Below are 19,518 nucleotides of genomic sequence, written 5' to 3'. Positions count from 1 at the left end.
TGGTGCCCTCGACAGGATTCGAACCTGCCCTGTACGGCCCCTCAGACCGTCGCCTCTACCGCTGGGCTACGAGGGCATCGAGCTGGGAGCAGAGGATTCGAACCTCTACGCGCTGGGTCAGAGCCAGCGATGCTGCCGGTTACATCAGCTCCCATCGCGGCCGGCGGGGTGATGGCCCGCCGGCCGGGTCAGCGCTGCGCCAGCGACCCCCATGCGGGCACGACCGGGCTGATGCGGAGCACCATGCCGGCCTCGGCCGGGGTCCGGTCGCCCTTGCGCTGGTTGCAGGGCGCGCACGCGCTGACGGTGTTCCGCCAGGTGTTCTGCCCACCCCGCGAGCGGGGCAGGATGTGGTCGACCGTCGCGGCCGGACCGGAGCAGTAGCCGCACTGCCGGTTGTCGCGTGCCAGGACACCGACCTTGGACCAGGCGGGGCCCTTCGTGTACCGCCACCGGGTGACGACGTATCGCACCAGGCGGACGACCTTCGGCATGGGGAACACGCCGAGGGTTCGGTCGGGTTCGGCTTCGTGGATCTCGGCGACCCGGCGGCACAGCATCCGGATCGCGTGGGCGACCGTGACCCGGTGGAGGGGCCCAAGGTCGGCGTTGATGACGAGTACGGCGTCCACCAGGCTCCTCCTTTCATGATCATTGCAAGTGAACCGGTGGTCGTGTTGGCATGACGAGGTTTCTTGCCAACGGAACTTGGCACTCACCGACCTGTGTCGAGTCGGTGATGTCTCATTGTCTCTATCTAAGAGACATCGAACGGCTGACCGGATTCGAACCGGCGACCTTCTCCTTGGCAAGGAGACGCGCTACCAACTGCGCTACAACCGCGTGGAGCCACCGGCGCGAATTGAACGCGCGGCCTTCCCCGTACCAGGGGGACGCTCTCCCAATCTGAGCTACGGCGGCACCGGTGCCTCTCCCACTGGGCGGGAACGTACCTGTCGCCCCGGAGGCGATTCATCCCGCTGCGCCGGGTCGGCCGGCCGTACGGTTTCACCGTGGTCATATCGAGGCGTTGCGTACGTGCCCTGCGGCGGACTCGAACCGCCATCACACCGGGTTTGAGCCGGCGCCCTCGTGCCAGTTGGGGTAGCAGGGCATCGAGCTGGGGGCGCAGGATTCGAACCCGCACCAACCTGAACCAAAATCAGGTGTCCTGCCAGTTAGACCAGCCCCCATAGCGTGAACAGGCAGGTACTCCGGGGCGGTGACCCTCCACGCTGACCCGGGGAGTTACCCCGCGCCGGCCGTCGACCAGGCTGCGCAACCCGGCCTCTGGTTTCGCGGCGTCCACCGCCCCACTCCCTGCCCGGAGCGGTACCGGGGACTCGAACCCCGCCGGCCAGATGAGCTAGTACCGCGAGATCGTGCGCAGGCCGTGTCGGGCTCGAACCGACGATCTCCTGGCTGAGAACCAGGTGAGCTTTGCCATCAGCTCCAACGGCCCATCAAGTCGGTGGGTGCCGGGAGCCTCGACCCCGGTACTCCCCTACCAACGTGCCCACCCCCCGACTTGAACGGAGTCCTCGGGGACTTCGCGCCCGTGCGCTACCAGGTACGCCAGGTGGGCAGGCTCTTGCGGGTGTGCCCACGTATTCGCAGCACACCCTGTGCGTGGAGTCGGAGGGGTTCGAACCCCCGGCCTTCGGTCTGCCAGACCGATGCTCTACCAGCTGAGCTACAACCCCGTGGTCCGGGACCGGGGTGTCGAACCCCGTGTCTCTCGCTCCCAAAGCGAGCGGGTCAGCCGTCTCCCTCGTCCCGGAGGTGATGCTCCCCGGCCGGCCCGTGCAGGCACCGGCCGGGGATCTTGCTCATGCCATTCACTGTGGAATTAAGAATCAACAACGCCACCGACCGAAGCCGGGACGAAAAGCAGGGGCGACAGGACTCGAACCTGCGACCTTCGGTTTTGGAGACCGGTGCTCTACCAGTTGAGCTACGCCCCTATCAAGTTGTTCCAGTAACGAAAAAGCCGCCCTGTCCCTGTCGGGGTGGGCGGCTTCGCAGCTTGCGCTGGCGCTATTCGCGCCGCCACCCCGGCTTCCAGTTCTGCTCGTTCGCGCACAGATCGTGGGCCCGCCCGATCGGGGGCAGCACGACACCGCCGCGCGGCATGAGCCGCGTGGTTTCGGTGTAGGCGTACTGCGACACGGGGAGCTCCTCTGGTGGATCGGTTTGACCTTGCTCATTCAAGGTAGGCGCGCCGCCCGTGGTTGGCAACGGATATTCCGAAGCCGCATTCACATACCCCACGGCCGACGGTGATCAGTCGCCCGGGTAAGCGTCCGATGGGGACAACGTGTACGTGACCGGCAACGCAGGCCGACACCGGTGGCAGCGGCGGTAGTTCGGGCCACCCTGCGGGCCACGCACCGTCCGGATCCAGTCAGCGAGCTCAACCACCCTGCCGTGAGTCCACTCGACGAGAGTGTTGCCCGGATGGTTCAGATCCTGGACGACCTCGCGGACATCGAGCCCGAACTGACCATCAATGCCGAGGACGACCGCCTCGTCGAGGGCCGGGATCTTCAGCTTCGGCAGCACGTCTCGGACCGCCCGTCGCCGTCATCCGACGCCGGCGGGCGATCCGAACGCTCAGTATCGAGGGAACGGACCCCACCGCTTGACGGCGTACGACTCGCCCCGCCGCTCGACCTCAAGGGCGGAGTGCCCGCTGAAGTGCGCCGGCAGCACCAGCGCCCGAGTGTCGGCCGCCCAGCCGAGCAGGCGGCGGCGAGTGATCGCCGCCTGGATCGGATCCTCGCAGAAGCAACTGCTGTGCTCGTGGTGGAGTAACTGAAGTGGGGTGTGCAGGATGTCACCGGCGAACAGTGCCCGTTCGCCGGCCGACTCCATCTTGATCACGGCGTGGCCCGGCGTGTGCCCGGGCGCGGCCTCCAGCCGCAGGTTGCTGTCGATCACATGCGTGTCCTCCCACAGCTGGACCTGCCCGTTGACGTGCACGGGGGCGATGCTGTCGTCGTACGCGTGTCGTTGCCGACCGCGGTGTCGACCAGGATGGTGCGGCCCTCGCTGCGCAGCAGCCAGGTCTGCATGGCGACGTGCACCATGTCGTCGTCCGCCCCGAGGTGATCCGGGGTCAGCAGCTCGGGGCCCGTACGCCAGGCGTAAGCCGCAATGGTGGGAAAGAAGGCACCGGTCGGCATGATCGGGCCGTGCGTCTCCTCGACGCGGGTGACCGTCACGTCACCGAGCTGGATCTCGTGCATGGGTTTCTCCACCGGTGGCAAGTCAGCGCAGCGGCAGGGTGGCCAGCGTCAGGTTGGGGTCGACGCCGGTGGTGTAGGCGGCACTGAGCACATAGGCGGTGCGCCCGCGCACGGCCACGGAGGTCGGGTTCTGCAACCCGTCGGCGACGGTCAGCAGCGTCCGCGAATGCCCGGCCGCGTCGATGCTCACCACCGTGTTGGGGCCGTTCAGCGTGGCGATCACGTGGTGATCATCCGCACCGACGAACGTGAAGTCGTCGATACCGACCAGGCCGGTCGCCGCCACCCGGACAGGTCCGGGCCGGCCGTGCCGCAACGGAATCCTCAGCAGCGTGCCCTGGTCGAGGTTGGTCGCCCACACCGCGTCGGCGCGTACCTTGATGCCGTTGGCGCCGAGGAAGACCGCCGCGGCAAGTTCGGAGGCCGAGGACCACACCTCGGCGCGGCCACCTTCCAGGGGTACGGTCGAGATCGTGCCGAGCACCGAGTCGGTGAGGTAGAACCTCTTCGCCTCCGCGTCGTACGCCAAGCCGTTGGGGAGCCCGTCGGCCGGTAGCGCCGCGATGCGGCGCGGAGCCTGACCGGGACGCAGTCGGTACAGCCCCGTAGTGGCGGCATCGCCGCTCGCGTAGAGGAAGTAGAGGGTGCCGTCGGGCATCCGGACGATGCCGGTGGTCAGCGCGAACGCGAGCACCGGCGTGTTGACGCCGCCATCGCTGGGCGCCGGCAGGGTCGCCAGGATTCGCGTCCCGCCGGACGGGCTCACCGCGGCGACCTGTCGGGCCGCCGCGAAGGTGACGTAGGCGGTGCCGTCCGGGCCGAGCGCGACGTTCTCCGGCAGCTGTCCCTTCACCAGGTCGAAGTGGACCGCGATCCGTGAGGGGACCGGCGCGGCCGACGCTCGGGTCGGCCCGACGGTGCGGGCCCCGGTGGTCGCGGCCGGTGCGGCGCTTGACGGTACGACCGGCACGACAGCGAACCCCGCTGCGGCGACAGCGACTGCGACAGTCATCGTTCTCTTGCGCATTGTTGTCCTTACTGAGGCTGTTGATGGGCTGGAATGGGCGCGACGGGTCCGGCGCTCCTTGCGGAGCACCTGTTGTCGACCCGGTGGGAATGGCGCTATTCGCGCCTGACGAGCGGCTGCGCGGCACGGGTGGTGGCGGTGCGGTGCACGAGCAACGTCATCGCGGCGAGCGATGCCGAGCAAGGTGCGGCGGTGGCGACGACCACGGTCTGGCCGTCCTCGGTACGAAGAGTCTGCTGAGTCACGCGTCCTTCGGGCTCGGCGGGGAGCGCCGGGCCTGGAGGAAGTCGCCGAGCTGTCCTCTCGCGTTCATGACTCGAAGTATTGCGAGCCCTGCCGGCCCCAACCACTCCCCGCCAGGGGTAGGCACCGCACGGCGAGGCAGCGCCCGCACCGACCGAACGGCGAGGGATCCCGCGAGTGGCTTCCCGTACGAATGGCTGGCTGCGTTACTGCGCGCCTCCACCGCACCGATGCTCTGACCCGGTACGCGCAGGACGGCGGTCAGGACGTGCAGAACGACGCCGGCTCGGTCAGGCCGAGCTCCGCGCAATCCCACCCGTTGCCCTGGTCCTGGAATCGCCAGCCGGTGCCGGCGGTGTAGTGGAACAGGTAGATGAGGCCGCCAGCGCCCGGACGCTCCACGTCCACCGCCGCCCACGTCTGCGCGCACTCCACCGGCCTGGACGAGAAAGACCACCCCGCCGGCAGCTCGACCAGGGTTCCGAGGACCTGCGTCGACGGACAGTCGAGAGTCTGGGCACCGTCACCGGTGCCGGAAGCTGCGGGTGGCAGTGGTGGATCGGCCCGGTCACGAGTGGCGAAGGCGACCGTCCCGCCGATGGCGACGACCATCGCCACGGCTGCGGCCCCGGTGGCGAGCGCGACCCGCCGTTGCGACTGACGCGACTTGCGCAGGGCCCGCTCGTACATGTCGGCGGCGCCGCCGTACTCACTCAGATCGGACATGGCCTGACGCAGCGGCCCGAGGTCGTCGGTCATCAGGCCTCCTCCATCACGGCCGAGAGCAACTCGGGTGCGATCTCCCGCATGCGGGCCAACGCCTTGCTGGTCTGACTCTTGACCGTGCCGACCGAGCACTGCAGCAGGTCCGCGGTCTCGGCTTCGCTGCGGTCCTCGAAGAATCGTGCCACCAGCACGGCCCGTTGCCGCTGGGTGAGTTGGGCGAGAGCCTGGTGCAGGGCAATTTTGAGATCGGTACGGCGAGCATGGTCACTGCCGGGCTGCGCCACGTCGGCCAGTTCCCCGGGTAGGGACTCGGCGACCTTGCGGCGCCGCCACCAGCTCACATGCTGGTGGTACATGGCTGTGCGGGTGTATGCCTCGAAGTGTCCGGGATCATTGAGCCGCCGCCGACCTCGGTGAGTGCGGGCCAGGGCATCCTGCACCAGGTCCTCGGCGAGGTGCCGGTCACCGGTCAGCAGGAACGCCGTCCGTAGCAACGCCGGCGAGCGGGTCCGAACGAACTCCAAGAAAAGATCGTCAATGGACTCGGCCATGCCCCCGCTCGTTCCCGCGTACCCCTAGGTCCGTCGGCAGCGGCGGCGATGCGGCCGATTGCCCGTGGCGCACACCATAGCCGGTGTGCCCCACGGGCAATCGATCGCGCCCAACTCGGTCAGGAGATGCAGAACGGCGCCGGCTCCTTGAGGCCGAGATCCGCGCAGTCGTAACCGCTGCCCTCGCCGTAGTACTTCCAACCCGTGGCGGCGACGTAGTGGAACAGGTACACCCCGTCGCCAGCCTTCGAGCCCTGCGGATCGGCTCCCGCCCAATCCTTGACGCACTGCACACTGCCGAAGGACACACCCTTCGGCAGCTCGACCAGAGTCTGAAGAGTCTTCGCCGACGGGCACTTGGCACTCGTGGCCGTACCGCCGGCCGGCTTCGCCGTCGCCGCAGGGTCCGAGATGCAGAACGGCGCCGGCTCGCTGAGGCCGAGGTCCTTGCAGTCCCATCCACTGCCCTGGTCGTAGTACTTCCAGCCGGTGTCGGCCACGTAGCGGAACAGGTAGACCCCGTCACCGGCGGTCGGTCCCTGCGGATCTGCCGCCGCCCAGCCCTTGACGCACTTCACCGTCGCCAGAGACCAGCCCTTCGGCAGCTCGACCAGCTTCTGCAGGGCCGCCACCGACGGGCAGTCGGCAGGACCGGCCGCCGGGGTGGCCGCGGGCGACGCGCTGGGGGTGCCCGTGACCGTGGCCGCCGGCGTCGGAGCGGGCGTGGTCGGGCCGGAACCAGACGACGATCCCGAGTCGCAGGCGGACAGTCCAATGAGGACGGTGGCGACGGGCAGCAACAGGAGGTGACGTGCAGACATTCCGGGCCCCTATGGGTCGTGGCGATCGTCGCTTACAACCGGGTACATGCGATCCGTGGCTCCCGGGTTGCCGCCGGCCGGATTTTTTCTTCGAGATTTTCCGGTGGCATTCGGGTGGCTCACCGTGATCGATGACGTTTGGGGTCGCCGCTATCTTGTGGGCCATGAGAGCGCAGAGTGCTTCAACGTACGAGGTTCGGCAGAGCCGGATCCGGACCGCGGGCATCGTGGTGTTGTGCAGCCTGTTGCCGGTCACGGCCATGACGATCGGCCTTCAGGATCTGTCGACTCGCTACATGTTCTTCATCATCGGGCTGGGGTTCGAGGCCACCATCCTCGCCCTGTTCCGTCGTCGCGTGGGTAGCGCGGTGCGGCGGGAGCTGCTCTTCGCCATCGACGAACAGGGCGTCTATCTGGGCCCGGACAAGTACGGCCGGCCGGCGAGGCGCGAGTCGTGGTCCACCATCGACTCCATCGTGCACTTCAAGGGCTGCGTCTGGACGACCAGCTCCAGACCAAATCCGGACCGTCACGTAGGCATCGTCCAGGGCGGCAGTATCGTCACCTCCCGGGCGATCGACGGCTGGTGGTTCAGCGTCCGGCGGGCCGCCGCGGCCGCCGACCACTTCGGCGGAGGAACGCCGGTGCTCAGAGCGCCATACTTCGATCAGGTGCCGCGCGAGTGGTTCCACACCATCCGCCTGCCGCGAGAGTGGCTTGCCACCAATTCCGGATCTCGCGCGGACTGATGATGCTGCCCGGCGCGCGACGACGGGCTCGTCGTCGCGCGGGCCCGCACCGCCCCCTCGATCAACAGGATCCACCGGCGTTCGCGGTGACCAGAACCGTTCGGCGTGCCGGCCCGCCGTCCGATCTCCGGCGGGCCGGCACATGCCGGTGTCAGTTCATCATCGCTCGGAGCCCTCACGTTCGACGGGTGGGCGTTCCTTGGCCCGGTGCGCCCCGGGTTTGCACCCCGCGAAGGGACCCGAAGGGTTGCGGAGCGCCGTCATGGTCGGGCCGAGGTGGTCCCGGTGCCATTCGGAGGGGCCGGTCAGACTGGCCTTCGGGCCGGTCTTGTCCTGCCAGGCCAGCCAGAGCCCGTGGAAATAGGCGATGGCCTCGGTGTGCTCGATCCAGCGCGGGCACCACGGCGCACCGGACGTCACCTCCTCCCCGTACACCGGGATCAGGAGCCTCTCCACCCACATCGACAACCGGCGCAGCTCTTCCACGTAGTCGGGGCCACTATGGTAGAGGATGAAGAACGGCTCGCTCTTCGCCTCGGCAGCAGGCGCCTCCCGCTGCGGCTCTGCGCCGGCACCGTCATCCCTGGCCGACTCGGCCTGCTGATTCTCACCCGCCACGGATATCGCCCTCACATCCTGCGACAACAGCCGGGCCGACCATCAGGATCCGGGCGCGGCGGCCCTGACCTTGCCCTTGCCCTTGCCCTTGTGCCGGTGGTGACTCGGGGCGTCTTCCTGCCCCCGCTCCCGGCCCTCCGTACCCCTGGATTCCAGGCCGGCGGCACCGTGATGCTGATTGGTGCGAGCCTCCTTCTCCATCTGGGCCCGCGCCCGCTTGTCGAACACGAAGGACGCGAAGGCCCCTGCCGCGCTGATACCCGCGGGGAGAGCCGCCATCCGCATCGCGTTCCGGTCGAACACCACCTGACTGGAGTCCCCAGCATCCGGTTGGTATGCGCGGTACACCTGGGCGGGGATGCCGGCGGTCGCCCCGTACGCGATGGCCTTCGAGAGGCCACTCAACGCCCTGTCCCAGTTCGGCTTCTCTCCTCTCTGCAACTTCATGAGTTCACTCTTGGCGTCCCACAGCCCGTTGACGACATCGGGGGCGTTCGCGGCTGCAACAGCGGCGACAATGCCCGCGGGGGCGACGAATGCCCTCGCCAGAGCCTCCCCGGTGTTCCCCACCGCAGCCCCGAGCATGGCCGCCTGCTCCCAGGTCGCCCAATGCCTCGTACCCGCCGCGTCGATCCGCACCACGCTGGTCTGATCCTGGCTGCGACGGTCCGGGCTGGCCGCGAGCTCATAATGATCAGAGGGTGCCAACCCGAAGACGCTGGCATTGGAATCCGCGCCCCCCACCGAAGGATAATAAGAGCCGGACGGCGAAGCGACGCCCACGCCCAGGCTCGATCCCGGCTCCGGGGCGACGACCACACCCAGTTTGCCATCGTCGGTCGACACGATACTGACCGGTTTTCCTTCGAGCGCGGCTTGAAGTCCGGCATCGAGCCCACTGTAGTAGCTGCTGTACTTTCGATCGACGTCGAGCCCCGGCCGCTCATCCACCGGCGAAGCCGGGGAGTTCCCCTCCCCCATGAGCCGATAGTCGTTGTCGATTCTCGGGTAGAAATCCTGGACCGTCCGCCCGTCCGTCGGCGAGTACAGCAGCTGGGTCCGGGGGTCTGGGTAGCGTTCGGGATGCGGCGGCGGCGCGGCGGCGTACTGTGCGTAGTCCTGGGTGCCGTTGTAGGAATAACCGTTGTAGTTCTCTGCGGTCTGGTCGGCGTACGCGACGTCACCCTGCCCGTACGCCTGCGACTGGTCACGTCCGGCAGAACTGCTCGGCCCCGCGTACGGCTGCGAGTTCTGCCGGTCGTAGGCGCCGGGATAATTGCCATCCCGTTCGAGGTAGTCCCACTCGTTGTAACGATCCGCCATCTCTACTCCTCCTGCCAGGTCTGGAATTGGGTACCCGATCTACGCGGCACAACGGGCCATGGTTCATGAGCATTTGAAGATTTATTGACGCTGAAAAGTCACCGGTACGGTGCCGGGGCGGGCGGCGCCGGAAACGGATCGGGGGTCGCCGGACGACCACCGAACGCCTTGCGGGCGGCCCGCTCGGTGATCGCGGCGACCTCCCGCTTGGCGGCGGCGGAGATGCGGGCGGCGTCGGGCTCCTTGTACCAGGGACGCAGCCGGATGACCGCCGGACGGATGCCGGTGGCCAGCAGCAACGCGGTCCCCTTCGGCAGCGCGCGGATCTTGTCCGCCGGAAGCACGTTCTCCTGCCGGTACGACGTGGAGCGGGAGGTGCCGTCACGGCTGCGCGAGACGCTGACCGTACTCACGTCGTGCAGTCCCACCAACTTGGAGATCTTCTCCACGAAGTCGGCGTCGTCCAGGCCCGCACCGAGCAGCTTGATCGTGGCGGCGCCCCACAGGGCGTCCATTCCCGCGTCACCCCAGACCCGCGAGCCCTGCCGATAACTCTGCAGCAGCGTCACCACGTTGATCCCCCGGGAACCCAGGTGGGAGTAGAGGTCGGGCAGGTCGGAGATGCGGCAGACGTTCGCCGCCTCGTCGAGCACCGCCGTCATCGGCGGGTCCAGCCGCCCGCCCATCCGCTCCGCGGCGACGACCCCGGCCCGCAGCACGGCGTCGGCGATGCCGGCGATCACTCCGGCCGCCGAGCCGCCGCCGTCCTTCGAGAGCAGGTAGAGCGTGTCTCGACCGAGTACGTGCCGGTCCGGGAGGAACTGCGGCAGATCAGGGTCGCGGGACACCCAGGCGAGGATCTCCGGATCGAGCAGGCAGGCCACACACTGGCGGGCCGTCTCGTAGATGCCGTCCCGGGTCTCCACCGCGCCACGTACCGTTCCCTGCAACTGCTCGGCCATGGCGCTCATCCCGGCGTCGCGCAGCAGGTCGATCGGCGTGCGGTCGGCCGGGTCGGCCAGCCAGCCGAGCAGGTCCGAGATGGTGGCCCCGCCCCGCGCGGCGGCGAGGAACAGGGCCGTGAGGGTGTTCTGCGCGGCCGAGATCCAGAAGTCCTTCTTGGTCGTGTCGTCGTTGACCGAGGCCACGAAGTGCCCGGCCAACCGCCGCGCGCCCTCGATCGTCACGCAGTCGGCGAGCATGTCCCACCACATCTCGCGGGGCGCGTGCGCGATGCTCTGCGGATCGAAGGTCCAGACCGTACCGATCTGTTCCCGCTCGGCCCTGGTCACGGCGTACACATCGGATTTGTTCGAGGTGAGCAGCACCGCGCCGCGGGCCCGGAGCACGCGGGGGATCGCGATTCCGGTCGACTTCCCGGCGCGCGGTGCCATCAGGTCCAACTCGACATCCTCGTAAGAGGACCGCAGCTCGGGTCCGTGCGGCATCAGGTCGCCGAGGAGGTTGCCCCGCTCGTCCGGCGGCAGGTCCCGCATGCCCATCAGCGAAGGGCGCAGCTCGCGGGCACGGGCCGCGAGTCCCGCCGGGGCCAACGACGCCAACTCGTGCGCGCCGGCGAGGCCCTTGCCACGGCCGCGCAGCTCCACGACCTTGCGGGCGGCCAGCACGGCGAGCAGGACGACCAGCACGGCCAGCACCACCATGCCGCCGTAGACCGCGAACGGCGCGACCCCCGGCCAGAGCACCCCGGTCCGCCCGGACACCAGCAGCACGTACGAGTCCAGCGTCAGCGGTGGCGGGTGCCAGCCGTGCAGGGTCACCGCGGCGCCGACGGTGCCGCCGAGCCAGGCCACCATGAAGATCACCGCGTTCGCGAACGCCACCACGGTGAAGACCCAGAAGAACAGGTCCGCGCCGTGTGGACGGCCACCGTGCGAACCACTCACGACGCCCACCGCCCGCCGTCGGACACCAGCTCGGGCCGGGTCGCCAGATTGCCCAGCTCGGCCTCCGCCTCGAAGGCCACCATCCGGGCCGCCGCCCGCTCGGCGGCCTGCTCCTGCGCGTACCCGTTCTGCACCCAGCGCAGGTTCGTGTCGTGCAGCCGCCGCTCGGTGTCGGTGATCGTGACCCGGATCGGGATGCCCGGCCGTCCGCCCACCTTGATCAGGAAACGGCCGCGACCGGGCGGCTCCTCGTTCGTGCCGCTGCTCGCCCAGCCGGGCGGGGACGACCACGACGAGACCAGCTCGATCTCCCGCCGGGACATGCCCACCACCCGTCCCAACTCCTGCATCTCGGCCATCGGCAGGCCGGCGCAGGCGACGATCCCGGCGCGTTCCACGAAGCCGCGCGCCTTCGCCCGGTCCGCGTCGGTGCCCAGCGCCTCGGCATCCTTGAGGGTGTGGGTGATCTTCGCGTCGCCCAGGCCCAGCGACCGGTTGAGCCGCGTCAGGGCATCGATCCGGTCGACGATCCCGGACGCCGCCCGCAGCGGACGCCACAGCTCGTCCAGGATGGTGAAGAACCAGCGGCGCGGCGCCAGACCCGCGTCGGCCAGGGCGTGCGAAGCGGCCACCGTACCCAGTCCGTCGGACCAGGCCGCGAGCATCGCCGCCGCGGTGAGCTGGGTGTCGGCCTCCCCGATCCGGGAGATGTCGATGCACACCGCCGGGGCGTCCGGGTCGATACGGGTGGAGGTCTCCGCGCCGAAGGTGTCGCCCAGCGCGCCGTCGAGGATGCCCAGCAGCGACCGGTGCAGCGGGTCCACCGCGTCCCGGTACCGGGTCTCCTGGCCCCGGTCGAGAGTCACCGCACGAACCCGGTCCGGCCCCTCCTCCAGCACCCGCAGCAGGTCGGGCAGGAGGGCCGCCCGATGACTCGGCGTCCGTTCCCGCAGGTGACGCAGGCAGGCGGAGAGCACCGCCTGTTCGTGGTCGTCCAACGCGCGCCCCCGCACGATGGTCAGCAGCGCCGCCACCATGTTCAGCACCCGCCCGTGGGTCTCGGCGGCGAGCGCCTTGCCCGCCTGACCGCCGATCCGCTCGGCGGCGATGCCCATCGCCCCCGGATCCAGCACGTTGATGCCGCCGACCCCGCGCCCGATGGGGATCACCTGGCCGCCGAGCGCGCGAACCGTGTCGGCATAGTCCGGCTTGAGGTCGCCGAGCACCAGCGGGACCACGCCGGTGGCGGCCAACCCGACGGCCATCCGGTTGATCAGCGTGGACTTCCCCAGACCGGGCATGCCCAGCATGAACAGCGACGGATTCGAGATGTAGCGGGCACGGGTGAACCAGGAGAGCGGATCGCCGCAGACCGTGGCACCGGTGAAGAGGTGCTGCCCGATCGGCACGCCGGACATCGGCGCACCGGAGCCGGCGGAGAACGGCCACAGCCCGCACGCCTGCACGGTCGTCGCCCGCCACATCGTCGGCGAGTCCAGATAGCCGACCCGGCCACCGCCCCGGCCCGCCCAACCGCGCGTCGACTCCGGCGGGGCGGGAGGTCTCCTGGGTTTCTGACTCCGGACCACCGGGACGCCCTCGATCGGGTCGCCGGTGACGCCGGTCAGTGCCGTCCGACCGCCCGAGTGGCCGGCTGGCCAGCCGGCACCGAGATCGACCGCCCGCGTGCCGGTCCCGCCGGAGCGGGCTCGAATGTCGGTCACATCGCCTCCTGGAGTTCGTGCGGCAGCAGGGTCTGCTCCCAGGGCAGGATCCCGACCGGGAGCGTGCAACTGAACGCCGCGGCCTGCATACGGTTGGCGGGGCGCATCGCGATCCGGCTGGAGCCGGTCATGTTGCGCACCACCACCGAGGCGTCGTCGAGCTGGTCGGGGGTGTCGACGGTGATGGTGAGCATCAGCGAGAACTCCACCAGCCCCGCACCGGTCGCCTCCTCGGCGGCGGCCTGCTCGGCCGCGCGTACCTCGGCGCTGGCGCGGGCCTGCACCATGCCGCGCTTCGACGTCGCCATGAACTGCGCCGTACGCCGGTCCGACTCGACGATCCGCGCCGAGGTCGCCGGGTCGAGCGGTCGGTACAGCAGGGCGACACGTTTGCGCCGGGTCGCGTCGGAGGCGTCCAGCATCGTGCGCAGCACGCTGGCCCGCACCGTGCCCCGGGGCGCGAGCGTCAGCAGCCAGGTCCGCGAGACGCCAGAGTCATGGTGGTACGCGTCGACCGACTCCACGGCCGCGACCGGGCCCGCGTCCTCCCACTCCAGACCGGTGTGGCCGTGCTCGGCCCGTACGTTGAGCACGTCGGCGGCGCAGGCCGGGTCGAACGCGACCCGGACCATCTCGGCGATCTGCTCGGCGTTCAACGGCTCGGCCACGCCACCGCCCGCGCTGACCAGCCCGGTCAGCAGACTCGGCACCCGGATGGCCAGGTCGGCGACGACGTCCTCGGGATCGCGCCGTGGCCCGCCGGGCGCACCGTAGGTGAGCGTGATGTAGGAGTTCATCTCCGACGAGGCGGACGGGTAGTCGTCGACCACCTCCTCCATCACCGCCCGGGCGGCGGCCGGCGCGTCCGGTGCCAGGCGGGGCAGGATCTCGTTCGCCAACCGGGTGCCCGGGTCGGGGGCGGTCTCGACGACGACCGAGGCGCCGCGCAGCGCCGGCTCGTGGGCGAGCCGAGCCAGCCACTCGCCCCAGAGCGCCACCCAGGTGTCGACCTGGTCCGGGTCGACCAGGGAACCGCCGTCGGGCTCGCACCGCAGCACGATCGTGTAGAGGTTGCGTCCCTTGTGGTGCAGGACGCCGAAGGCGCGGTCGTAGGCGTCGCGGCCCTCCAGCGCGCTCACCCGGGTGAGCAGGCCGGGCGGACGGAACCGCCCGCCCGGGCGCGCGGACAGCGGGCCCGAGACGTAGAGGTGTTCGCCGCGAGACCTGCGCTGTGACCAACCGATGCGCAGGGACAGGAGCTGATAGACGTTGCGCCCGTCCTGGGTGCGGACCGCCAGGGGCGCCACCAGCGCCACGAACGGGATGCCGACCACCACCGCCGCGCCGAGCGAGATCATCGACGCGAACAGCACCACGACCAGGCCGCCGAAGACTCCGACGGTGCCCACCAGACCGAGCGGGCCGAGCCCGGCCCGGCGTGGTCGCCGCCAGTTGCCGTACGTGGGTTCTACCGCCGCTTCCACCGACGTCACCGTGATTCCTCTCGTTCACAGGGGGAACTGCCCCGGTCGGCCCGTGCCGGTACCGTGGCCGGAGCCCTTCAGTTGTTGTGTCCCGCGTTACCGTCGGCACCGTCCACGGCGCCCGTCACGATCGCCCTGCCGTGCCGACCGGCGCGGACCGCCGCGTCGGTGGCCGCCCCGGTGACGACGCCCGCCGCCCGGACCGCGCTGGCGCCCCGGCCCGAGCCCTGGTCGCCCTTCGACCCGTTTGCTCCGCCGGCCCCCTGGCTACCGGAGGGACCTCGTCCACCGGCTCCGCCCTGGCCGGGCCCCGAGCCGCGCGCGCCGGACGGACCACTGCCCCCGTCGTAGGCCATCGCGGAGCCGGCGACCTTCTTCGCGCCGGAGGCGATCCCGCCCACCACGGACGAGGCGGCGGCGCCGGACGGGTCGATCGTGCCGAGTGCCGCCGTCGCCGGGACGATGAGCTTGAGCAGGGCGGGCATCGCGATCGCGGACAGCAGCAGCACACCGACACCGGCGATCCGCATGTGGACCAGGCTGGTCCGGTTACCCTCGGCGATCATCGCGGAGCCGGAGAACATGATCAGGCCGACGGCCGGTTTGTAGATGAGCCAGGCGATCAGCCAGCCGACGTGCTTACGCCACCACCCGGTACCCCAGTTCGTCATGGACGCGGCGGCCGCCATCGGCAACGTGCCGAGCAGCATGGTCACCACACCCAGCCGGATGTAGAGCATGAGGACGTGCACGATCGCCGAGAGCAGCAGCAGGAAGGCGAGAAACAGCAGGAGGAACGCCTCCATGGTGGTTCCCAGGCCGATGCACGGCACGCTCTTGACGAGATTCAGCGCCGCGCTCGAATAGAGGTGGTCGGCGTAGTCGTCGGAGAGCCTCGCGACGTTGGCGGCGACGAACGTGCCGGCGCCCGCGACCAGGATGACCCGCAGGAAGCCCTGGATCGCGGTCCGGCCGGCCTCACCCCGCCGGTCGAGTGCCATCTTGGCCGCCGCGAAGAGCACCGAGCCGATCGCCAGGTAGGTGACGACCCATTCGATCTGGTCACTGATCTGCCCCGGGACGCCGGCGTTGGTCTCGCTGAAGCCGGGCCCGAGAGTCGGCACCGACTCGCTCAACTCGCCGAAGATCTTGATCGCGGCGGCCAGGATGATGTTCGCCACGATCCGCATGAGCGTGCCGATCGGGTCGCCGAGGAAGTCGAAGAAGCCCGTACCGCCGCTGTCGAGCGCGTCTCCGGGAGCGCAGTCCATGTCGGCCCTTCCTCACTTCGTCCACATGGTGAAACCGGCGTTCGCCACGACGGTCTCCGACGCCGTACGCACCTCACCGACCCGGGTCGGCTGGACCTTCCAGTCGCCGTCGTCCCACCGCAGGTCCACATCGGTCGCGACGTACTGCCCGGCCGTGGTCTTGACGAGCAGACGCACCTGAGCGGCCTCCGGCGAGTACGTCACCACGCGGTAGCCGACATAGCTGCCGTGCTCCTGGCCGGTGCCGGGCGTGGCGAAGCCGAGCCGTCCGGCCAGGACGTCCCGGCCGGTGCCCGCCATCACCTGGTGGTCCACGGTGGCCCGCCAACCCCGCTCGCCGAGCTGGGTCGGCACCACGTGCGCGGCCAGCACCGCGCCCATCGGAGAGTGCGCGAAACATCGCAGGAGCTGCCCGTCCGCGTACCTCGGGCCGATGGTCGTGGAGACCGGTATCCGCTTCCCGCTCTCCAACACCTGCCAGGTCAGATCGTCGGGAGGAAGGGTCGACGTCGGGGACGCCGTCGGGCCCGAGGCGCACGGGGCCGGTGACGTGGTCGCCCCGCCCACCGTGGTGGGGTCTGCCGATCCTCCGCCCCGACCGGTCAAGGCGATGGCCGCGGCGAGCAGGGCGGAGCCCACGATGAACGCGGCCGAGAGGATCCAACCCTGCTGTCGCCAGAACGGCGGATCCTCGCCGGAACGCTGTCTGCTGTTGCCGAACATGATGTGCCGCTCCCCTATTGGCCGGTCAGCCGTCAGAGGAACCAGTCCGCGAGCGGGCCGGCGGCGGAGACCAGAATGCAGCCACCGAGCACCATGCCGAGGCGGGACATGTGCTCCGAACTCTCGCCCCGCTTCATCGAGACGGCCATCATGACGCCGGTGATCAGTACGCCGGCGGTACCGGCGGCGGTCCCCGCCCAGGCGAGCAGACCGAGCAGCTTGTCCACGAGGTTCTTCAGTGGATCCGGCGCCCCGGGCTTGGGGTCGAAGACCCCCCGGACCGGCCCCGGGAGTTCCGGCACGCGGACGGTGATGGAGGCGGCGAGGGCGTACGGAAGGTCCATCAGGTTCATGGGGTGCATCTCCTTGAGGGGTGGGTCACCGAGGTGACCGGGGGAGGATCCGAGCTGTTACGACAGAGGGGAGGCCTGCTCACAGCCCGAGGTCGCCGAACCAGGCCACCAGCGGCCCGGCGCTGGCGCCGAGGGCGCAGGCGGTGAGGACGATGGTGAACCCGCGGAAGTGTTCGCTCTCCTCGCCGGGTACACCTCGGTTGAACTGAATCGCCATCCTGATGCCGACCATGATGAATCCGGCGACGCTGGTGGCGGTGACACTCCACGCGAGCAGGTTGAGCAGGGGCTCCAACCCGCCTCCGCCGCCGCCGAGTGGGTCGTACTGCGGCAGCGGCGCGAGCGACGGAAGGGGTTGCCGGCCCGGTGCCGGCACACCCTGGGGTGCTCCGGCGACGTGGATCACCTCGTGCTCCCGGACCCCGCGCCGACGGCGTCGGCCAGGCCGAGCAGTTCCTTCGGCACCTGCCGGGGATGGATCCCCAGCCGCAGGGTGGGCAACCACGGCACCTGGTGCACCGGGGCGATCGACCGCAACACCCTGATCCGACGCGCGAGCGGAAGCGGGAGCCGGCCGGGTGCGTCCGCCACCAGCACCAGCCCGACCAGTCGCATGCCGGCCGGATGACGGCCCTCACGCAGCGCGTTGAGCGCCCGCCCGGCGGCACCGAGGCCCCCGGCGTTGGTACGCGCCACCAGCAGCACCGCCGCCGGCTCCCCCAGCGTGGCGTCCGGCCAGCGGCAGCCCAGGTCGATCCCGCCCAACAGGCGCGTGAGCGTGGTGGTCCCGGCACCGCCGTGCGCGGCAATCCACCCGATCCCCTCTTCGGAGAAAGCCCGCCGTGGGCTGCCCCCGACGCCTCCGCCGGCCGTCGGAAGGCCGGCCGGTCCCAGCCGCGCCCTGTCGACCGCTGCTGCGGCACCCATCCGAATCACCACCCTCCCGCTGTCCGCACCGTTCTTGAGGTCCAGGTCATCGGTTCGGCTTTCGGCAGCCGCCGTTGAACCACACGCCGCTTCGTCCCGTTGGACCGGCGACCTCGACCTGATGACGGACGCCTCTACGGGGAGCCCCTGCCTCCGGTTCAAGGCCAATTCCACTTTTCCTGCACACGATCGTGAGGGAGTCGACATGAGCGGTTCGAGCAAGAAGGACAGTGGTGAGCAGAAGAGTTACGCGGTCCTGGTCGGCGCGGCGATCACGACGGCCACCACCTGTCTGATGAGCCCGATCGCCACCGTCGTCGTCGCCGGGGCGGTGCTCATCATCGGCGGGCTCGGCGTCCTGCTCTTCCCGCTGATCGTGCTGATCCTCCTGTTCACCAACCCGGGCAGCAGCGACAGCAGTGACGCCTGGGACCGGGCCGACGAGTCGATAGCCGCGTTCGAGGGCGACGGCAAGGGCACCCTGGATCGCACCCAGGTGCCGGTGCTCCTGGCGGACACGATCGAGGACGCGGGCGCCGTCTGCACCTCGATCGGTCCGATCGTGATCGCGGCGCAGATCGAGGTGGAGTCGGACTGGGACGGCGCCAAGGTCGGCCCGGACGGAGAGCGGGGCATCTCCCAACTACCACCCGCCGTCTTCACCCGCTACGGCACGGACACCGACAAGAACGACAAGACGTCCGCCCTCGACCCGAAAGACTCGATCATGGCGCAGGGTCGGTACCTCTGCGCCCTGGCCGGCGAGGCGCAGGAGCTGATCGACAGCGGTGCCGCGATCGGCAGCGCGCTCGACCTGGCGCTTGTCGCGTACGACCAGGGCATGACTGCCGTACGCGAGGCCGGCGGCATACCCGCCACGGCGGAGGCACAGGGTTACCTGGCCAAGGTTCGGGCCCGATTCGGCCAGTACCAGGGCCTCGGCGGCCCGCCGCCGTCCTTCCCGTCCGCCAGCCCGACCTGAGCCACCGCGAAGAGGCCCCGTCAGACCCGCGCCGCCCGTGCCTGCCTCGCGGTAGCTTGCGTCCGTTGGTGCCACGGAATGTACGGCGTGTTCCGCGGAACGACGCGATGCGATCCGGCATTATTCTGATTGGCCCGCACCGACTCGATGGACGCGAAGGCTGCCAGCTCGAAGTTGGGCGCCCTGAACACCTGCGGCGGGGCGTGCGTCGAGGCGACGGGCAGATGACCTTGCGACCAGAGCCGCCGCAGGGCCGGGCTCTGGTCGAGCAGCTCGCCCAGCCGGGTGCTCGAACGGCGGTAGAGATCGCTACGAGGGTCGACGCTGCCCAGGTCCCGTACCTCCCGCAGGTCGAGCGAACGCCGTGCGTCCGGCACGGATACCTCGTCGGGTCGCTCCGGGCCGTCGAGGTCCCTCAGCCAGCGCCGCACCTTCTTGGCGGTCCGCACGAGAAGGTTGAGGAACTCGTCCTGCCACTGAATGCTTCCCGCGTGTGCGGGGGATCGCGGCGTCACCGGCGCGCGGGACGGACCGTCCGCAGCAGGCTGCTCAGGTATCCGCCGCGCAAGGCGGTTCAGTCGATCCATGACGAACTCGATCGCGGTGATCTCGTCCCCGGACGGGGGCTGACCATCGTTCCTCCGATCGTCCAGAAGCTTGCTCAGCTCATTGCCGAGCATCATGAGCGTCACGGCCTCCGCCTCGATGTCCACCGGGGCGACCGCCGGATCCGGCCGCTGATCGGTGGACATCGCTCGGTCTTCGGGGCTGGGGATCTCGGGCATGGCGGTACCTCCAGGCGAGCCTCGGGGTCTGCTGTCCGAGGCTCTACGATTCACAC

The 19,518-nt window shown here is 69.8% G+C and carries 23 protein-coding genes and 10 tRNA genes; 2 read left to right on the top strand and 31 right to left on the bottom strand.

The window, feature by feature from the left end; all coding sequences use genetic code 11:
* The 20 genes from ACQP0N_RS09395 to ACQP0N_RS09300 form a co-directional block, all read right to left on the bottom strand.
* Nucleotides 1–76, bottom strand: a tRNA-Leu gene (locus ACQP0N_RS09395).
* Between the two features lie 6 nt (nt 77–82).
* A tRNA-Gln gene (locus ACQP0N_RS09390) sits at nt 83–154 on the bottom strand.
* 34 nt (nt 155–188) lie between these two features.
* Nucleotides 189–632: an HNH endonuclease gene (locus ACQP0N_RS09385; RefSeq protein ID WP_433119191.1), complete on the bottom strand. Its 444-nt coding sequence runs from the start codon at nt 630–632 to the stop codon at nt 189–191.
* 138 nt (nt 633–770) lie between these two features.
* Nucleotides 771–843: transfer RNA gene (locus ACQP0N_RS09380), tRNA-Gly, on the bottom strand.
* A 1-nt stretch (nt 844) separates the two neighbouring features.
* Nucleotides 845–921: transfer RNA gene (locus ACQP0N_RS09375), tRNA-Thr, on the bottom strand.
* A gap of 118 nt (nt 922–1,039) precedes the next feature.
* Nucleotides 1,040–1,114: transfer RNA gene (locus ACQP0N_RS09370), tRNA-Leu, on the bottom strand.
* A 6-nt stretch (nt 1,115–1,120) separates the two neighbouring features.
* Nucleotides 1,121–1,193, bottom strand: a tRNA-Gln gene (locus ACQP0N_RS09365).
* Nucleotides 1,194–1,387: 194 nt separating this feature from the next.
* Nucleotides 1,388–1,462: transfer RNA gene (locus ACQP0N_RS09360), tRNA-Glu, on the bottom strand.
* A 168-nt stretch (nt 1,463–1,630) separates the two neighbouring features.
* Nucleotides 1,631–1,703: transfer RNA gene (locus tag ACQP0N_RS09355), tRNA-Ala, on the bottom strand.
* Between the two features lies 1 nt (nt 1,704).
* A tRNA-Pro gene (locus tag ACQP0N_RS09350) sits at nt 1,705–1,780 on the bottom strand.
* Between the two features lie 111 nt (nt 1,781–1,891).
* Nucleotides 1,892–1,964: transfer RNA gene (locus ACQP0N_RS09345), tRNA-Trp, on the bottom strand.
* A 73-nt stretch (nt 1,965–2,037) separates the two neighbouring features.
* Entirely contained in the window at nt 2,038–2,169 is a 132-nt protein-coding gene (locus ACQP0N_RS09340; RefSeq protein WP_433119190.1) for a hypothetical protein, read from the bottom strand.
* A 114-nt stretch (nt 2,170–2,283) separates the two neighbouring features.
* Nucleotides 2,284–2,562, bottom strand: coding sequence for a hypothetical protein (locus ACQP0N_RS09335; protein WP_433119188.1), 279 nt, complete (start codon nt 2,560–2,562; stop codon nt 2,284–2,286).
* 51 nt (nt 2,563–2,613) lie between these two features.
* Nucleotides 2,614–2,982 (bottom strand): MBL fold metallo-hydrolase, encoded by a 369-nt coding sequence (locus ACQP0N_RS09330; protein ID WP_433119186.1) that lies wholly within the window; start codon nt 2,980–2,982, stop codon nt 2,614–2,616.
* Nucleotides 2,937–3,248, bottom strand: a complete 312-nt coding sequence (locus ACQP0N_RS09325; RefSeq protein ID WP_433119184.1) for a hypothetical protein — start codon at nt 3,246–3,248, stop codon at nt 2,937–2,939. Before ACQP0N_RS09325 ends, ACQP0N_RS09330 begins: the two co-directional genes overlap by 46 nt.
* 22 nt (nt 3,249–3,270) lie before the next feature.
* Nucleotides 3,271–4,260, bottom strand: a complete 990-nt coding sequence (locus tag ACQP0N_RS09320; RefSeq protein ID WP_433119182.1) for a hypothetical protein — start codon at nt 4,258–4,260, stop codon at nt 3,271–3,273.
* Nucleotides 4,261–4,370: 110 nt separating this feature from the next.
* Nucleotides 4,371–4,520, bottom strand: coding sequence for a hypothetical protein (locus tag ACQP0N_RS09315; protein WP_433119180.1), 150 nt, complete (start codon nt 4,518–4,520; stop codon nt 4,371–4,373).
* A gap of 259 nt (nt 4,521–4,779) precedes the next feature.
* Nucleotides 4,780–5,277, bottom strand: a complete 498-nt coding sequence (locus tag ACQP0N_RS09310; RefSeq protein WP_433119178.1) for a hypothetical protein — start codon at nt 5,275–5,277, stop codon at nt 4,780–4,782.
* Nucleotides 5,277–5,795, bottom strand: coding sequence for a SigE family RNA polymerase sigma factor (locus ACQP0N_RS09305; protein WP_433119177.1), 519 nt, complete (start codon nt 5,793–5,795; stop codon nt 5,277–5,279). Before ACQP0N_RS09305 ends, ACQP0N_RS09310 begins: the two co-directional genes overlap by 1 nt.
* A 119-nt stretch (nt 5,796–5,914) precedes the next feature.
* A complete protein-coding gene (locus ACQP0N_RS09300) occupies nt 5,915–6,616 on the bottom strand; it encodes a hypothetical protein (protein WP_433119176.1) in 702 nt (233 codons plus the stop codon).
* A 131-nt stretch (nt 6,617–6,747) separates the two neighbouring features.
* Between ACQP0N_RS09300 and ACQP0N_RS09295 the strand changes: the two genes are divergently transcribed.
* Complete coding sequence (locus ACQP0N_RS09295) at nt 6,748–7,365, top strand: hypothetical protein (protein WP_433119174.1); 618 nt, start codon at nt 6,748–6,750, stop codon at nt 7,363–7,365.
* 159 nt (nt 7,366–7,524) lie between these two features.
* Here ACQP0N_RS09295 and ACQP0N_RS09290 read toward each other — a convergent pair whose 3' ends face one another.
* From ACQP0N_RS09290 to ACQP0N_RS09245, 10 genes are all read right to left on the bottom strand, one after another.
* Nucleotides 7,525–7,983, bottom strand: coding sequence for a DUF4913 domain-containing protein (locus tag ACQP0N_RS09290; RefSeq protein ID WP_355051857.1), 459 nt, complete (start codon nt 7,981–7,983; stop codon nt 7,525–7,527).
* Between the two features lie 42 nt (nt 7,984–8,025).
* Nucleotides 8,026–9,306, bottom strand: coding sequence for a hypothetical protein (locus ACQP0N_RS09285; protein WP_433119172.1), 1,281 nt, complete (start codon nt 9,304–9,306; stop codon nt 8,026–8,028).
* A 98-nt stretch (nt 9,307–9,404) separates the two neighbouring features.
* A complete protein-coding gene (locus ACQP0N_RS09280) occupies nt 9,405–11,213 on the bottom strand; it encodes a type IV secretory system conjugative DNA transfer family protein (RefSeq protein ID WP_433119167.1) in 1,809 nt (602 codons plus the stop codon).
* Nucleotides 11,210–12,937 carry an ATP/GTP-binding protein gene (locus ACQP0N_RS09275; RefSeq protein ID WP_433119165.1) on the bottom strand — a complete coding sequence of 576 codons (1,728 nt, stop codon included), beginning with the start codon at nt 12,935–12,937 and terminating at the stop codon, nt 11,210–11,212. Before ACQP0N_RS09275 ends, ACQP0N_RS09280 begins: the two co-directional genes overlap by 4 nt.
* Entirely contained in the window at nt 12,934–14,430 is a 1,497-nt protein-coding gene (locus tag ACQP0N_RS09270) for an SCO6880 family protein (protein ID WP_433119163.1), read from the bottom strand. The genes ACQP0N_RS09275 and ACQP0N_RS09270 overlap by 4 nt, the downstream gene beginning before the upstream one ends.
* A 68-nt stretch (nt 14,431–14,498) precedes the next feature.
* Nucleotides 14,499–15,692, bottom strand: a complete 1,194-nt coding sequence (locus tag ACQP0N_RS09265) for a hypothetical protein (RefSeq protein WP_433119162.1) — start codon at nt 15,690–15,692, stop codon at nt 14,499–14,501.
* Nucleotides 15,693–15,704: 12 nt separating this feature from the next.
* A complete protein-coding gene (locus tag ACQP0N_RS09260; protein WP_433119160.1) occupies nt 15,705–16,415 on the bottom strand; it encodes a hypothetical protein in 711 nt (236 codons plus the stop codon).
* A 32-nt stretch (nt 16,416–16,447) separates the two neighbouring features.
* Entirely contained in the window at nt 16,448–16,768 is a 321-nt protein-coding gene (locus ACQP0N_RS09255) for a hypothetical protein (RefSeq protein ID WP_433119158.1), read from the bottom strand.
* Between the two features lie 79 nt (nt 16,769–16,847).
* Nucleotides 16,848–17,174 carry a hypothetical protein gene (locus tag ACQP0N_RS09250; RefSeq protein ID WP_433119156.1) on the bottom strand — a complete coding sequence of 109 codons (327 nt, stop codon included), beginning with the start codon at nt 17,172–17,174 and terminating at the stop codon, nt 16,848–16,850.
* Entirely contained in the window at nt 17,171–17,533 is a 363-nt protein-coding gene (locus tag ACQP0N_RS09245) for a hypothetical protein (RefSeq protein WP_433119154.1), read from the bottom strand. Before ACQP0N_RS09245 ends, ACQP0N_RS09250 begins: the two co-directional genes overlap by 4 nt.
* A 367-nt stretch (nt 17,534–17,900) precedes the next feature.
* Between ACQP0N_RS09245 and ACQP0N_RS09240 the strand changes: the two genes are divergently transcribed.
* Nucleotides 17,901–18,677, top strand: coding sequence for a lytic transglycosylase domain-containing protein (locus ACQP0N_RS09240; RefSeq protein WP_433119152.1), 777 nt, complete (start codon nt 17,901–17,903; stop codon nt 18,675–18,677).
* 20 nt (nt 18,678–18,697) lie between these two features.
* On the opposite strand, the gene ACQP0N_RS09235 is transcribed toward ACQP0N_RS09240, so the two are convergent.
* Complete coding sequence (locus ACQP0N_RS09235) at nt 18,698–19,462, bottom strand: hypothetical protein (protein WP_433119149.1); 765 nt, start codon at nt 19,460–19,462, stop codon at nt 18,698–18,700.
* Nucleotides 19,463–19,518 lie beyond the last annotated feature (56 nt).

Source organism: Micromonospora sp. CA-246542, from assembly GCF_050942905.1.
GTDB lineage: Bacteria > Actinomycetota > Actinomycetes > Mycobacteriales > Micromonosporaceae > Micromonospora.
Note: the sequence above shows the minus strand (reverse complement) of the source record. Positions and strands in the feature narration are given on the sequence as shown.